The sequence below is a fragment of the Spongorhabdus nitratireducens genome (assembly GCA_947387575.1).
GTDB lineage: Bacteria > Pseudomonadota > Gammaproteobacteria > Pseudomonadales > Endozoicomonadaceae > CANDOC01.
Genome location: CANDOC010000010.1, coordinates 65,898 through 80,191, shown reverse-complemented (window position 1 = coordinate 80,191; position 14,294 = coordinate 65,898). Strand labels below are relative to the sequence as shown.

At 51.6% G+C, this 14,294-nt stretch carries 14 protein-coding genes; 10 read left to right on the top strand and 4 right to left on the bottom strand.

Going from position 1 to position 14,294, the window contains the following annotated elements:
• Positions 1-71: 71 nt before the first annotated feature.
• Positions 72-659, top strand: coding sequence for a flavodoxin family protein (locus tag ACYZZ0_RS17795; RefSeq protein ID WP_461537992.1), 588 nt, complete (start codon positions 72-74; stop codon positions 657-659).
• 167 nt (positions 660-826) lie between these two features.
• Positions 827-1,168: a hypothetical protein gene (locus ACYZZ0_RS17790; protein ID WP_461537991.1), complete on the top strand. Its 342-nt coding sequence runs from the start codon at positions 827-829 to the stop codon at positions 1,166-1,168.
• A 57-nt stretch (positions 1,169-1,225) separates the two neighbouring features.
• Here ACYZZ0_RS17790 and ACYZZ0_RS17785 read toward each other — a convergent pair whose 3' ends face one another.
• The 4 genes from ACYZZ0_RS17785 to map form a co-directional block, all read right to left on the bottom strand.
• Positions 1,226-1,483: a DUF3081 family protein gene (locus ACYZZ0_RS17785; protein WP_461537990.1), complete on the bottom strand. Its 258-nt coding sequence runs from the start codon at positions 1,481-1,483 to the stop codon at positions 1,226-1,228.
• Positions 1,467-1,919 (bottom strand): DUF3429 domain-containing protein, encoded by a 453-nt coding sequence (locus ACYZZ0_RS17780; protein WP_461537989.1) that lies wholly within the window; start codon positions 1,917-1,919, stop codon positions 1,467-1,469. Before ACYZZ0_RS17780 ends, ACYZZ0_RS17785 begins: the two co-directional genes overlap by 17 nt.
• Before the next feature lie 77 nt (positions 1,920-1,996).
• On the bottom strand, positions 1,997-4,750 hold the full coding sequence (gene glnD, locus ACYZZ0_RS17775; RefSeq protein WP_461537988.1) for a [protein-PII] uridylyltransferase: 2,754 nt from the start codon (positions 4,748-4,750) through the stop codon (positions 1,997-1,999).
• 166 nt (positions 4,751-4,916) lie between these two features.
• The gene (gene map, locus ACYZZ0_RS17770; RefSeq protein ID WP_461538114.1) at positions 4,917-5,720 is read right to left on the bottom strand and encodes a type I methionyl aminopeptidase; all 804 of its coding nucleotides are present in this window, start codon (positions 5,718-5,720) and stop codon (positions 4,917-4,919) included.
• Positions 5,721-6,042: 322 nt separating this feature from the next.
• On the opposite strand from map, the gene rpsB reads away from it, so the two are divergent.
• The 8 genes from rpsB to rseP all read left to right on the top strand — a co-directional run bounded on the left by rpsB (position 6,043) and on the right by rseP (position 14,290).
• Positions 6,043-6,813 carry a 30S ribosomal protein S2 gene (rpsB, locus tag ACYZZ0_RS17765; RefSeq protein ID WP_461538113.1) on the top strand — a complete coding sequence of 257 codons (771 nt, stop codon included), beginning with the start codon at positions 6,043-6,045 and terminating at the stop codon, positions 6,811-6,813.
• A 326-nt stretch (positions 6,814-7,139) separates the two neighbouring features.
• Complete coding sequence (gene tsf / locus ACYZZ0_RS17760) at positions 7,140-7,997, top strand: translation elongation factor Ts (RefSeq protein WP_461537987.1); 858 nt, start codon at positions 7,140-7,142, stop codon at positions 7,995-7,997.
• A gap of 217 nt (positions 7,998-8,214) precedes the next feature.
• Positions 8,215-8,940, top strand: coding sequence for a UMP kinase (gene pyrH, locus ACYZZ0_RS17755; RefSeq protein ID WP_461537986.1), 726 nt, complete (start codon positions 8,215-8,217; stop codon positions 8,938-8,940).
• A gap of 275 nt (positions 8,941-9,215) precedes the next feature.
• The gene (gene frr / locus ACYZZ0_RS17750) at positions 9,216-9,773 is read left to right on the top strand and encodes a ribosome recycling factor (RefSeq protein WP_461537985.1); all 558 of its coding nucleotides are present in this window, start codon (positions 9,216-9,218) and stop codon (positions 9,771-9,773) included.
• A 283-nt stretch (positions 9,774-10,056) separates the two neighbouring features.
• Entirely contained in the window at positions 10,057-10,833 is a 777-nt protein-coding gene (locus ACYZZ0_RS17745) for an isoprenyl transferase (RefSeq protein ID WP_461537984.1), read from the top strand.
• A complete protein-coding gene (locus ACYZZ0_RS17740) occupies positions 10,827-11,633 on the top strand; it encodes a phosphatidate cytidylyltransferase (RefSeq protein WP_461537983.1) in 807 nt (268 codons plus the stop codon). Before ACYZZ0_RS17745 ends, ACYZZ0_RS17740 begins: the two co-directional genes overlap by 7 nt.
• Positions 11,633-12,811, top strand: a complete 1,179-nt coding sequence (ispC, locus tag ACYZZ0_RS17735; protein ID WP_461537982.1) for a 1-deoxy-D-xylulose-5-phosphate reductoisomerase — start codon at positions 11,633-11,635, stop codon at positions 12,809-12,811. Before ACYZZ0_RS17740 ends, ispC begins: the two co-directional genes overlap by 1 nt.
• 117 nt (positions 12,812-12,928) lie before the next feature.
• Positions 12,929-14,290 (top strand): sigma E protease regulator RseP, encoded by a 1,362-nt coding sequence (gene rseP, locus ACYZZ0_RS17730; protein WP_461538112.1) that lies wholly within the window; start codon positions 12,929-12,931, stop codon positions 14,288-14,290.
• The last annotated feature ends 4 nt before the right edge of the window (positions 14,291-14,294 follow it).

The window sequence follows — 14,294 nt, the reverse complement described above, 5'->3', positions numbered from 1 at the left end:
AAAAATACTTCCTTAAGGTGCGAAGGGCAAGATTGCTTACTAAAGCCAATTAACCCGGAAAGGATATTTTCATGACAAGCCCGCAGGCTGCTTCCAAGCATAAAATTACAGTCGTTTATCACTCAGGCTATGGGCATACAGAAGTACTGGCTCGTTCTGTTGCATTAGGCGCTGAAACTGAAGGAGCAGAGGTGGCTACGGTTAATGTTGCCGACCTCAATAATATTGACTGGGAACAGCTGGATCAGTCAGATGCACTGATTTTTGGGTCCCCTACCTACATGGGCAGTGTTAGTGGTCCGTTCAAGATGTTTATGGATGAAAGCTCTAAAGTCTGGTTCCAGCGTGGCTGGGAAAACAAGATTGCTGCCGGATTTACAACATCTGCAGCCCGGAGTGGGGACAAGCTGAACACCTTGATACAGATGAGTGTGTTTGCGGCTCAGCACGGCATGATCTGGGTGGGGCTGGGTGTCTTGCCTGGTAATAACAGCAGTACGGGCAGCGAAGAAGACCTTAATCGTATTGGCAGCTTTCTGGGGGCAATGGCTCAGAGTAATGCGGATGAAGGTGCTGATGTAACACCTCCCAAAAGTGACCATTTGACAGCTCAGGAGCTGGGCAAGCGTGTTGCTAATGCTGTCATTCGATGGCAATGAAATAGTTGGCTTTTATTTTTGCTGCCGAAAGACGCCAGTCTTTCGGCATGGGATGCAATATGCTGTTTTTATATAACCCTGATCTGCTTAACTCATCTTGTCATAAATGCTGTCTCCTGCCGTCTATACTTTATTGATTACGCCGTAGTAAATGGAGGTGCAGCCACATGAACACACTGACACTTGAAGGCTGGTGCAAGGCGGAAGATTCCACACAGGCATGCCCGGTTGATGCGATACATTTTCGGGTTGATGAGCACTGCCACAAACTGCTGGAGCAGGCCGAAGAAGAGCTGCAGCAGTCAAACCATTCAGAAATAATAGTCCCCATTGATATGTCAACAATGGAGCTACAGACATCCGATGACTGCGGCCAGTTAAAAGACTGTCGATTGAGAGTTTATCTGAGCCCTAGAGGTGAGCGGGGACATTTTCATTTGGTCGCTAACCGGGTAGAAGATGATTGTCTCGTCTATTCCAATGCGGTGATGGTCGATCAGCTGGGCTAACGTAGTTCTGGATCCGTTGAAGCAGGCCCGTGATCTTCCCCCGATAACGGCCTGCTTTTATTTTTCCTGAGAGATGGTGAGCAAAGACCGGGCAAATGCATCCTTATCCTGGTCACTGCCACCCTGAAATTTCAGGGTGTTATGAAAGCCTATGGTCAGTTTAACCTGCTGGTTACGAATAACGACTGTATACCCGTCATAGGAAGATTGAACAAACAGCCCGTTATAAAAGTACTCGTCCCCCAACGGTTTGCCCTTGCTTCTGATAATTTCAAAGGCCCTCAGAATATCGGTTATATCAAGCTGCCGTTCCATAGCTGACTCCCAGAATTACCAGTGTAATAACTACGATAGTGGTAATCACAAGACGCGTCATAAAATAGTTGACGGAAATCTGTCCCTTTCGAACCAGTGCCCAATCGCCCCCCAGTAAGAGCAGGAAACAAATAGCAAAGGTCGCCAGCAAATAGACACCCAAAGGCAAAATCAGGGTTGCGATCCAGGGTGTCAGCGCAAGAATGTTGCTGAAGAGCAGCATCATCTTACCTGAGCGGCCTGCCACATGGAGACTGTTTCCCCACAGGGTGCCGGCCATAAAGGCAATAATCAGGCTGGTATAAATAGTACCGGCAATACTCATATGGCCGATGTAGGGAATGTATTCAATATGGTGCAACCGGAACACCACCCAGCAGATAAACGGAAGGGTTCCGGCCAGCGCCAGCAGGCTGTAAAAGGGGATCCTTGTCATTATTATCTCTTCCCTGAGTATTCTTTTCAGCCTACCTCAGTTTTTTGTGTGAAGCAGTAGCTGTTATGACGCCCCCATCATCCAATATGGTCCTGTCGGGCAAAGTTCAGCAGTTTTTCTGTCAGGGTATCCTGAATATCCTTGCACTGATCCGGGCTGTGAATCGGTTGTCCTGCCATATCGGTGATAAAGAACACATCCTCTACCTTTTCGCCCAGGGTGATAATTTTGGCATTTTGCAGCAGCAACCCGAGCTCCATAAATGTCCGGCCAATCAGTGCCAGCAGACCCGGACGGTCGGTAGCGTGTACTTCAAGTACCGTACGGTTGTTATGTGGCTCATGGGTAATAATGATTTTTGGGGGGTAGGCAAAATGTTTCAGCTGCCTCGGTGTCCGGCGCCGAATCAGATCAGGGAAGTTGTCGGGATCCTGCAAGGCAGATTGCATTCGCTGCTTGATTTCGTGAATGCGCTCCGGGTTATTGCCGACCGGCGTGTTATCGGTTTCCAGTACAACAAAGCTGTCCAGACTGTAACCACGTTCTGAGGTAAAGATTCGTGCGTCGTGAATGCTCAGATTCAGCTGATCCAGTGCCGCTGCACAAGCAGCAAAAAGGTGAGGGCGGTCATCGGCACAGACAAACACCATTGTTCCACCTTCATGCTCCCGCTCGGTTGTTTCTCGCAACAGAACCAGTGGCCCGCTTTCCGTTGTTCGGGAACGGTTCAGCAGTGCATCTGTATGCCAGGCAATTTCTTCGCTGCTGTGCTGCAGAAAGTAATCATCTTCCAGTGCCTGCCATATCTTCTTGATACCCGCGGCATCATGGCCACATTCGCGTAGCTCTTCCAGTGCTGCCTGCTGATGTTGCTCGATATGTTTCTCACGATCCTCTGCCTTGCTCAGGCCTAACCGCAGCATCCGTTTGGTTTCGGCATAAAGCTGACGTAGCAGGCTGGCCCGCCAGCCATTCCAGAGTTTGGGGCTGGTGGCATTAATATCTGCGACAGTGAGTGCATATAAAAAGTCCAGCCGTTCACGGGTCTTGACCTGACTGGCAAAGGCATAAATAACTTCGGGGTCGGATAAGTCCTTGCGCTGGGCAGTGGTGGACATAATCAAATGGTTTCGTACCAGCCAGACCAGTAAGTCGGTCTCTTTTTGTGTCAGATAATGCCGCTTGGCAAAATCAGCAGCATCCTGAGCGCCGAGATCCGAATGATCACCGCCACGCCCCTTGCCAATATCATGATAAAGGCCGGCAAGGTAGAGCAGCTCCGGTTTGTCCATTTGACGGACGATCTTTGAAGCGATTGGGAACCTGGCCCGGTTTTCCTTGTAACTGAAACTGCGCAAAAACTTAACCGTCAACAGGGTGTGGGCATCGACGGTATAAATATGGAACAAGTCATGCTGCATCTGCCCGACCAGCCCGGAAAATTCTGGCAGGTAACGAGGGAGTATGCCGTGGCGTACCAAACGACGCAGACCGATTGTCAGACCGTAGGGTGCCCGCATCAACTCCATAAACAGGGCCACATTGCGAGGATCATCACGGAATTCGGAATTAACCAGATGCCGGTCTTCGCGCAATTGTCGTAATGTCGCTGCCCGCGCACCCAGAATGCTGGAGTCCTGAGTCATCAGCACAAACATTTCCAGAAGGGCCGGGGGGTGTTGCTGAAAAACTTCCGGGTGAACAATTTCGATGTAGTTGTTCCGCACCTGAAAGCGTTCATTAATGACCCGGACTTTGGAAGTATTGCCGGCGTTCAGAATTTCATCATCGAAATGTTGCAGCAGTAGTTCATTAAAGGTGCCAAGGTGCATCACACAACGAAAGTAATGCTGCATAAATTGCTCAACAGCTAGGCTGCCTTCCCGATCTTCATAACCGAACTCGGTTGCCAGTGCACGTTGATAGTCGAACAGCAGCCGGTCCTCACAGCGTCCCGCTAACCGGTGCAGACCCCAGCGCACTTTCCATAAGAACTCCTTGGCACGTTCCTGAATCCGGTATTCGGATTGGGTCAGCAATCCTTTCTCATGCAGCATGTACAGGTTGGAAAGTGGCTGACCATGGTCTTCCAGAGCCTTGATGATGCCCCGTGAACCCATAAAGTGCCGACGCAGTACCCAGCTGATCATATGCAGATCACGCAGGCCTCCGGGAGAACTTTTCAGGTTCGGCTCAAGGTTGTATTCGGTGTCGTTGAATTTGCGGTGCCGTTCCCGCTGCTCTTCATATTTAGCCTGCAGAAAACGTTTACTGTCCCACATAATCTTTTTGGAAATGCGGTTCAGCATTTTTCGATGCAGCTTGGTAGGGCCGGCAATGGTGCGGGATTCGATCAGGTTGGTAATAATGGTGAGATCTTGCTCGGCCAGCGCCTGGCTTTCATCCAGTGTACGTACGCTGGAACCCACCTTGAGACCGATATCCCACAACAGGGTCAGAAACTGGCCAATATTTTCCTGTTGTTTTGTATCGGGTTCGACGTCGAGCAGGATCAGAATATCAATATCGGAATGCGGGTGCAGTTCTGCCCGGCCATAACCGCCGACGGCCAGCAGTGCGATACCGGCATCCTGTCCGAACAGGTGGTTCCAGCCCGAGGCCAGAAACTGATCCATCAGCCAGGCCCGTCCGCGCACCAGCGTCTGAATCGGTAAATTCCGGTCAAACCACTGATGCATCAGGGTTTCAGCTTTTTTAAGGTATTTACGATAGGCCGGCAGCGGACTGCGGGATAATGTCATTTCCGCCCGGAACTGGCTGGCATTGAACAGCTCATCTTTCTGGGACTCGGTCAGCGTGTGTCTGGGCACGGATTTTGGCCTCCCCCGAAGCCGATGGAATTAAAACACTGTAATGCTAAAGCCAGAGACTGGTGCTGGCTAGTTGCTTTGATGGGGAAACAGGAAGAAACAGCCCGCAGCAGGGATAGCTGCGGGCATAAGGTAAGAATGACTAGCTAGCTGATTAGATAGCTAATTAAATAGTTTCGCCCTTGCGCAGCGTCAGTATTTCAAACCCGTCGGCAGTGACGACCAGAGTGTGTTCCCACTGGGCAGAAGGTTTCTTGTCCTTGGTCACTGCGGTCCAGCCGTCCGGCTTCAGCTTGGACTGCTTGGTGCCCAGGTTGATCATCGGCTCGATGGTGAAGGTCATACCTTCTTCCAGAATAATGCCGGTGCCGGCCTTGCCGTAATGCAGTACTTGTGGCTCTTCGTGAAATACCTTGCCGATACCGTGGCCACAGTACTCTTCTACTACAGAAAAGTTATGGGCATGGGCATGTTTGGCAATGGCATAACCGATATCACCCAGATGTGCACCCGGTTTGACCTGCTCGATACCCTTGATCATGCATTCGCGGGTTACGCGGCACAGCTTCTGCCACAGCTCCGGTACCTGACCGACACAGAACATCATGCTGGTGTCACCGTGGTAACCGTCTTTAATCACAGTGATATCAATATTGATGATATCGCCGGACTTCAGCTTCTTTTTGTCGTTGGGAATGCCGTGACAGATCACCTCATTAATAGAGGTACAGATGGATTTGGGAAAACCGTGATAATTCAGCGGTGCCGGAATGGCCTTCTGGACATTGACAATATAGTCATGACAGATGCGGTCCAGTTCGCCGGTAGAGATGCCGGGCTGCACATGCGGCTCGATCATTTCCAGCACTTCGGCGGCCATGCGGCCGGCGACACGCATCTTTTCGATTTCTTCGGGGGTTTTGATGATAACAGCCATGATTCTGAAGGGACGCTGCGTGGCGTTCGTAATGTTAAAATCCCAGCATAGTAACAGATCCGGGCAGTAACAGGCGATACCACAGCTATTGTGAGTGAATATACCATTCTTGGTTTTCGGGTTGAGAGTATGGTATAAATGCGCGCCCGCTGAGTGACTTCATTTGTCCTTGCCTTCGGTAATGGCAGAAAAGCAGCTCTGCGGAATTAGACCCTTACTTTAAACCACACATGTATCGACACATGCTCCGGGGTGCTGGGTTGCCGGGTTTTGAGCCGTTAAGTGCTTGAAACATAAAGGTAATGCAGTCGGACACATGGGATACATGGAGGCCAAACCCCATCAGGAGATTGGTATGATTCAGGCTAGCATGCGCGATATGCTGAAGGCCGGTGTTCACTTCGGACACCAGACCCGTTACTGGAACCCAAAGATGCGTCAGTTCATCTTCGGTGCTCGTAACAAGATTCACATCATCAACCTCGAGAAGACCGTTCCGGCCTTCAACGAGTCTCTGGCTTTCATCCAGAAGCTGGCTGAAAACAAGAACAAGGTTATGTTCGTTGGTACCAAGCGTGCTGCGAGCAAAATCGTTCAGGAAGAAGCTGCTCGTTGTGGCATGCCTTTCGTTAACCATCGCTGGTTGGGCGGCATGCTGACCAACTACAAGACCATCCGTCAGTCCATTCGTCGTCTGAAGGATCTGGAAGCTCAGAGCACCGATGGTACTTTCGAAAAGCTGACCAAGAAAGAAGCCCTGATGCGTACCCGTGATCTGGAAAAGCTGGATCGTTCCCTGGGTGGTATCAAGGACATGGGCAGCCTGCCTGACGCGATGTTCGTTATCGACGTTGAGCACGAGCGTATCGCTATCACTGAAGCTAACCGTCTGGGTATCCCGGTAATCGGTGTTGTTGATACCAACAGCAACCCTGACGGCGTTGACTACGTGATCCCGGGTAACGACGACGCTATCCGTGCTATCCAGCTGTACGCCAAGCACGTTGCTGACGCTGTTGTTGCTGGTCGCGAAGCGTCCCGCACTGCTGCTGAAGACGTAGCTGAAGTTGCTGCTGAAGAAGTTGTTGCTGAAGAAGCTGCTGCTGAAGAAAAATCCGAAGGCTAATTACAGTCTGAGGTGACTCAAGGGGTGGTCGGTTTTCCGTCACCCCTTTTGTCGTGATAGCGGGGCAGGTGGAGCGACACGCTGCTGCTGATGAAGCCCCCGCTATGACATGACCCGAATACCCGAGTTTCCATGCATGGGTTTTTGGTGATGGGTTCTCTGGCTATAAATGAAGCGACCGGTTGTAAGCGACCGGATTTATAGCAAGTGATCCCGGGCTGCCATGCTGGGAGCTTATGCATGGGAACTTATGCTTTCGTCTACCGGAGTCACTGACCGACACCGGGTAAAAGGCGGAGCAGAGCGATATTGGCGAGGAAACTAAAATGGCAATTACCGCTGCACTGGTAAAAGAACTGCGTGAGCGTACCGGCCTGGGCATGATGGAATGCAAAAAGGCGCTGGTAGCTGTCGATGGTGACATCGAAAAAGCAATCGAAGAAATGCGTAAGTCCGGTCAGGCTAAAGCTGCCAAGAAGGCTGGTCGTACCGCTGCTGAAGGTGTAGTCGCTGCTAAAGTGGCTGAAGATGGCAAGTTCGCCGCACTGGTTGAAGTTAACAGTGAAACTGACTTCGTTGCCCGTGACGACAACTTCCTGGGCTTCGTAGAAAAAGTTACTGCTGCTGCTTTCGAACGCAAGCAGGCTGACGTTGCTGCGCTGATGGAAGGTGAGCTGGAAGAAGCTCGTCTGGCACTGGTTCAGAAAATCGGTGAAAACATCTCCGTTCGTCGCGTTGAACTGGTTGAAGGTGACGTTGTTGGTGCTTACGTTCACGGCAACAACCGTATCGGCGTTCTGGTAAGCCTGGAAGGCGGTAACGTTGAGCTGGCTAAAGACATCGCTATGCACGTAGCGGCTGTTAACCCGGCTGTTGTAAACAAGGAAGACATGCCGTCTGAACTGGTTGAGAAGGAAAAAGACATTTTCCGTGCTCAGGCTGAAGGCAGCGGCAAGCCGGCTGAAATCATCGAGAAGATGATCGTTGGCCGTATCAACAAATTCCTGGCTGAAAGCAGCCTGGTTGAACAGCCTTTCGTCAAGAACCCGGACGTCAAGATCGGTGCTCTGGCTAAAGACGCTGGTGCTGTAGTCAAGACCTTCAACCGCTATGAAGTGGGTGAAGGCATCGAGAAGGAAGAAGTGGACTTCGCTGCAGAAGTACGCGCTCAGGCTGGCATGTAATCCTGCCCTGACTTTCTGATGAACGCCTGGTGCAGCCTTGGTTGTATCAGGCGTTTTTGCAGGTGGCGCCACCATAAATACCCATGCCATTGAGTTGATTTCAGAATACTGTTTCGAGTCAGACCTGAGTCGGATTTGGATATCCGGTGAAGCAGACAGTATTCTGAAAGGCAACTTTGCAAGTTGACCACGGAAAACCATACAGAAGGGTTTTGTTATGCCAACGACCGACCGTCAGCCAAAACACAAACGCATTCTCCTCAAGCTCAGCGGTGAAGCCCTGCAGGGTGATGAGAGCTTTGGTATTGATCCCAAGGTGCTGGACCGGATGGCGCTGGAGATCGGTCAGCTGGTTGGTATCGGGGTGCAGGTTGGTCTGGTTATCGGTGGTGGTAACCTGTTCCGTGGTGCGGCCCTGAGTGAAGCCGGTCTTGACCGTGTTACCGGAGACCACATGGGCATGCTGGCGACTGTTATGAATGCGCTGGCCATGCGTGATGCGCTGGAGCGTTCCAATATCAATACCCGGGTTATGTCTGCTATTCCAATGAGCGGCGTGGTTGAGCACTATGACCGCCGTCGTGCAGACCGTTACCTGAATAATGGTGATGTGGTTATTTTCTCTGCCGGTACCGGTAATCCTTTCTTTACCACTGACTCTGCTGCCTGCCTGCGTGGTATTGAAATTGAAGCTGATATCGTTCTGAAAGCCACCAAGGTTGACGGTGTCTATGATGCTGACCCGGTCAAGAATCCGGAAGCCGTCAAGTTTGATAGCCTGAGCTATGACGAAGTACTGGATCGCAAGCTGGGCGTGATGGACCTGACTGCAATCTGTCTGGTACGTGACCATCAGATGCCGGTGCGGGTGTTCAATATGAACAAAACCGGCGCGCTGTTGAATGTTGTCGTAGGTATGGATGAAGGTACACTGGTTAACTAGTGCCTTGAGGATAGCTGGCGCCTTGACGAGAACTGACGGGACGCAAAAAAAACCTTGTTTGTCCTGCTCTGAGCGTTACTTCGCGGTACAATAACCGGCTAACCCGTTTATCAGGCTTTTGTTATTCTCCTGACAGCTTTCAGGACATAACAGAAGCAGCAATTTTAAAGTCTGAAGGCTGTTCGTTTATTGCTGTATTCAGTTGTTGCAGTATTTCGACGGAGCCTTCAGGTTGGTTTTAGATGTTCTCACTGCACCGTTGTGGGGGTGATTAGATGATTAATGAAATCAAGGGTGATGCGGATACCCGTATGGGTAAAAGTGTTGAATCCCTGAATGTTGCATTTGCCAAGATCCGTACCGGTCGGGCTCATCCGAGCCTGCTGGATGGCCTCAAGGTTTCTTACTATGGTGCAGATACCCCTCTGTCTCAGGTAGCTAACGTTACCACCGAAGATGCCCGTACCCTGGCTATCCGTGTATGGGAAAAGCAGATGGTGCCAGATATTGAAAAGGCTATTCTGAAATCCGATCTGGGCCTGAACCCTTCAACTGCCGGTGAAGTTATCCGCATTCCGCTGCCGCCGCTGACAGAGGAAACCCGTAAGGGCTATATTCGCCAGGCACGTCAGGAAGCTGAAAATGGCCGTATCGCAGTGCGCAACATTCGTCGTGATGCCATTGCTGATATCAAAGAGCTGCTGAAAGAAAAAGAAATCAGTGAAGACGACGATCGTCGCGCTCAGGACGACATTCAGAAGCTGACCGACAAGCACATTGCTGCTGTCGACAAGGCGCTGGAAGTTAAAGAATCCGAGCTGATGGAAATCTGATCGATGGTCAGTGTGGTCAGGACGGGGGGTTCCCGGCCTGACTGCGGTGTTGCTGACCCGATCTTTTTGCAGGGCTGTTTACAGTGCTGTTTACAGCGCTATCGGGTTGCTTTTTTTATTGCAATCCTGCAACGTTGATGAAATGAGTTGCAGGGCAGTTTGCGAGATTATCGACGATAATACGGTTTTTTCCGGCTGTCTTTGCCAACGATTGTCAATAAATTCAGACGGCAATAGCTAAATAGTTTGGCTGTTGATCCTCACCTGTTATTCGACGGTATTCATGACAACAAGCGAGCGCCCGGCTTCAGAAGCGGTTAAGGATTTACCAGCGGACAGAGTTCCACGTCATATTGCCATCATCATGGACGGTAATAATCGTTGGGCTAAACGACGCTTTATGCCAAAACTGGCAGGACACCGAGCAGGTGTTGAAGCAGTGAGACGTGTGATTGAGGCCTGCGGCGAGTATGGCGTCAAAACCCTCACTCTGTTTGCTTTCAGCAGTGAAAACTGGAAGCGCCCACCTGATGAGGTTTCCGGTCTGATGGAGCTGTTTTTAAGAGCTCTGCAGCGGGAAACAACCAAGCTCAAGAAGAATAATATTCGTCTCCAGGTTCTTGGAGATCTCGAACGTTTCAGCCCTGAAATTCGTGATCATGTTACCCGTGCCGAACAGGCAACAGCTGATTGTGATGGTTTCAACCTGGTTGTTGCCGCCAATTATGGCGGTCAGTGGGACATTGCCCAGTCCGTATCCCAGCTGGCACAGAAGGTCAAAGCCGGCAGTCTTCAGCCAGAAGATATCGAGCCGGAAATGATTGGCGAGAGGCTGACCACAGCGGGCATTCCCGATCCTGATTTACTTATCCGCACCAGTGGCGAACGACGCATCAGTAACTTCCTGTTGTGGCAGTGCGCCTATTCCGAGTTTTATTTCACCGATACGCTCTGGCCAGACTTTGGCTCCGAAGAACTGGCGCGCGCTGTACTGGATTACAGCAGCCGTCAGCGGCGTTATGGCATGACCAGTGAGCAGATCGAGGCAGAGTCGTGTTAAAGCAGCGAATTTTGACTGCATTGGTGCTGGCGCCTGTGGCGCTGGCCGGTGTCTTTTTGTTACCTCCGGTTGGTTTTTCCTGGTTTGTGGCCCTGATTCTGATGGTCGCAGCCTGGGAGTGGGGAGCGCTGGCTGGATTTTCCAGCCAGATTGGAAGGGCGGTTTCCATTGGTTTGGCGGCGGTTGCGTTATGGCTTGCAGTACAGGTTGATGCAACAGTTATTCTGATTGCATCACTGGGTTGGTGGGTTGTCGCATTGATGCTGGTGAAGTCCTATCCTGACAGCGCCCGCTGGATTCAAACCAAGATCGTACGACTGGCAATTATGCTGGCAGTGCTGGTTCCGGCTTTTGTCGGGCTTAACCAGCTCAAGGTTCACCCCCAGGGGCACTTGTTGATTGCCTATCTGTTTCTGGTGATCTGGGGAGCTGATATCGGCGCTTATTTTGCCGGTAAGAATTTTGGCCGTCGCAAACTGGCGGTACGAGTGAGCCCGGGTAAAACCATTGAAGGTTTTATTGGCGGTATGGTGACAGTTACCGTACTTGCGATTATTGGCGGCTTGTATCTTGAAATGTCATTTGGAAACGGGTTGATCCTGTTGCTGGCTTCCTGGGTGACAGGATTGATTTCAGTGCTGGGCGATTTGCTGGAAAGCATGCTCAAGCGTGAAGCCGGAATCAAGGACAGCAGCAACCTGTTGCCCGGGCATGGTGGCGTACTGGACCGGATTGACAGCTTGGCGGCTGCGGTACCGGTATTCTCGCTGGCCTGTCTGGTTCTGGGAGGGGCTATCTGATGGAAAATATATGTGTCCTGGGTGCAACCGGATCCATCGGTTGCAGTACGCTGGATGTCATTCGTCGTAACCCGGAACGATTCAGTGTTTTTGCTCTGACAGCCAATAGTCAGGATCAGAAACTGCTGGAGCAGGTGCGCGAATTCAAGCCTCAGTATGCGGTTCTGACCAACGAAAAGGCTGCAGCAAGACTGGAGCAGGCGGTCAAGGCCGAAGGGCTGAAAACCGAGGTGTTGTCCGGCTCGAAATCCCAGGCGCTGGTAGCGGCTGACAGTGCGGTTGATGCTGTTATGGCTGCCATTGTCGGTGCTGCAGGTTTGCTGCCGACACTGGCTGCGGTCAAAGCAGGCAAGAAGGTTCTGCTGGCCAACAAGGAAGCACTGGTTATGGCCGGTGATGTCTTTATGCAGTCTGTGCGTGATTCCGGTTCTGTACTGCTGCCGATAGACAGTGAACACAATGCCATCTTCCAGTGTATGCCCCGTGACTATCAACAGGGGCTGGAAAATGTCGGTGTTCGCCGCATTCTGCTGACTGCATCCGGTGGCCCGTTCCGGGATACTCCGGTAGAGCAGCTGCAGGGAGTGACACCTGAGCAGGCCTGTGCTCACCCCAACTGGTCCATGGGACGCAAGATCTCTGTTGACTCTGCGACCATGATGAACAAGGGGCTGGAAGTCATTGAAGCCTGCTGGCTGTTCAATGCGCGTCCTGATCAGGTTGACGTTGTGGTTCATCCCCAGAGTATTATCCATTCCCTGGTTGATTATGTTGATGGCTCAATGCTGGCGCAGCTGGGAAATCCGGATATGCGGACACCTATTGCTCATGCGCTGGCATGGCCCGAGCGGATTGATTCCGGTGTTTCACCGCTGGATCTGATCAAGCTGGGGCACATGGATTTCCAGCCACCTTCCTTTCAGCGTTACCCCTGTCTCAAGCTGGCGCAGGATGCAGTCAGTGCCGGTGGCACCGCTTCAGCGATGCTGAATGCTGCCAATGAGCAGGCTGTCAGTGCATTTTTGGGTGGTCGTATCGGTTTCACTCATATTGCCCAGGTAATTGATGCTACTCTGCAGGAAGCCAGTTTTGTCAGTGCATCCAGTCTGGATTCTGTGCTGGAAGCCGATGTTAAGGCTCGCTCACTGGCTGACCGGCAGATTGTGAAGCTGGCATAACCCGGTGTGACGCGTTATGGTTGTTGCCCTTACAGGTGTCAGCCATAACCGGAAGTGCCATTATCTTGATTTGCTAAAAACCGGTACTTCGAAAAAACAAGAGGTTGTTAGTCATTGATGGAAAACCTGCAGACACTGCTGGCTTTTATTATTGCGCTGGGGTTGCTGGTCAGCTTTCATGAGTTCGGCCATTTCTGGGTTGCCCGCCGCTGTGGTGTCAAGGTGCTGCGATTTTCCGTGGGCTTCGGCAAGGCTTTGTATACCTGGCGTGACAAGCTGGGTACCGAGTATGTTATTGCCCTGATTCCTCTTGGCGGATACGTCAAAATGCTGGATGAGCGGGAAGGTGAAGTACCTCCCGAGCTACAGCATGAAGCCTTCAATAACAAACCTGTATGGCAGCGAATGTTGATCGTTGCTGCCGGTCCGCTGGCTAACTTTCTACTTGCCATTGTCGTGTTGTGGGGTATGTATGTACTCGGCGTAAGTACTGTTGTTCCTGTCATTGGTGATGTGCGGCAGGAATCTCCGGCGTGGCAGGCCGGTGTCGAGCCGGGAGAGGAAGTCGTTGCCATCAATGGTGAAAAAACCGCTTCCTGGTATGCCGTTAATCTGGCATTGCTGCGTCCCCTGGGAGAAACCGGCAATATCCAGCTGCAGGTTCGTCCCCATGATAATCCCGATGCTGCAGTTACAACCTATGATGTACCGGTAAGCAACTGGTTGACCGGTGAAGAACAGCCTGATCCTGTTTCACGTTTCGGACTTGAACCCTGGCGCCCGATCATTCCCGCGGTGATTGGCGAGGTGTTGCCGGATGGCGCGGCAGCAGCAGCAGGTTTGCAGTCAGGTGATCGAATTGTTGCCGTCAATGGTGAGCCCGTTGCTGACTGGGTGCAGTGGGTCGAGCAAGTACGCTCCGCTCCCTTGAAATCGCTTCAGGTGGCGATAGAGCGACAAAACCTGCCACTGGTGCTGGAAATGACGCCCGGAGAAAAAGATCTGGGTGATGGCCGGGTGATCGGTTTTATCGGTGCCGGCGCCGAGCCCTGGCAGATGCCACCGGATATGATCCGCAATATGCAGTACGGTCCTCTGGCTGCATTTGGACCTGCTTTAAGGGATACCGTATCGCTGACAACCCTGACACTTGACTCGATCAAGAAAATGATTGAGGGGCTGGTTTCAGTGAAAAACTTGAGCGGGCCGATAACGATTGCTAAAGTGGCGGGCGCGTCATTCAAATCCGGTCTGGAAAGCTTTCTTAATTTTCTGGCCATGCTCAGTATCAGTCTGGGGGTTTTGAACCTGCTGCCGGTACCGGTGCTTGATGGTGGTCATCTGTTGTATTACCTGGTCGAGCTGGTACGGGGAAAGCCTTTGTCTGAACAGGCGCAGATGATTGGATTACGCATTGGTATTGCTGCCATTGTTTCCCTCATGTTGCTGGCGCTATATAACGATCTGGCCCGGTTATGAAGGT

Bases quoted from the DNA above. Each gene is read 5' to 3' on its own strand.
- ACYZZ0_RS17795 (WP_461537992.1), top strand. From the start codon at position 72: ATGACAAGCCCGCAGGCTGCTTCCAAGCATAAAATTACAGTCGTTTAT.
- ACYZZ0_RS17790 (WP_461537991.1), top strand. From the start codon at position 827: ATGAACACACTGACACTTGAAGGCTGGTGCAAGGCGGAAGATTCCACA.
- ACYZZ0_RS17785 (WP_461537990.1), bottom strand. From the start codon at position 1,483: ATGGAACGGCAGCTTGATATAACCGATATTCTGAGGGCCTTTGAAATT.
- ACYZZ0_RS17780 (WP_461537989.1), bottom strand. From the start codon at position 1,919: ATGACAAGGATCCCCTTTTACAGCCTGCTGGCGCTGGCCGGAACCCTT.
- rpsB (WP_461538113.1), top strand. From the start codon at position 6,043: ATGATTCAGGCTAGCATGCGCGATATGCTGAAGGCCGGTGTTCACTTC.
- tsf (WP_461537987.1), top strand. From the start codon at position 7,140: ATGGCAATTACCGCTGCACTGGTAAAAGAACTGCGTGAGCGTACCGGC.
- pyrH (WP_461537986.1), top strand. From the start codon at position 8,215: ATGCCAACGACCGACCGTCAGCCAAAACACAAACGCATTCTCCTCAAG.
- frr (WP_461537985.1), top strand. From the start codon at position 9,216: ATGATTAATGAAATCAAGGGTGATGCGGATACCCGTATGGGTAAAAGT.
- ACYZZ0_RS17745 (WP_461537984.1), top strand. From the start codon at position 10,057: ATGACAACAAGCGAGCGCCCGGCTTCAGAAGCGGTTAAGGATTTACCA.
- ispC (WP_461537982.1), top strand. From the start codon at position 11,633: ATGGAAAATATATGTGTCCTGGGTGCAACCGGATCCATCGGTTGCAGT.
- rseP (WP_461538112.1), top strand. From the start codon at position 12,929: ATGGAAAACCTGCAGACACTGCTGGCTTTTATTATTGCGCTGGGGTTG.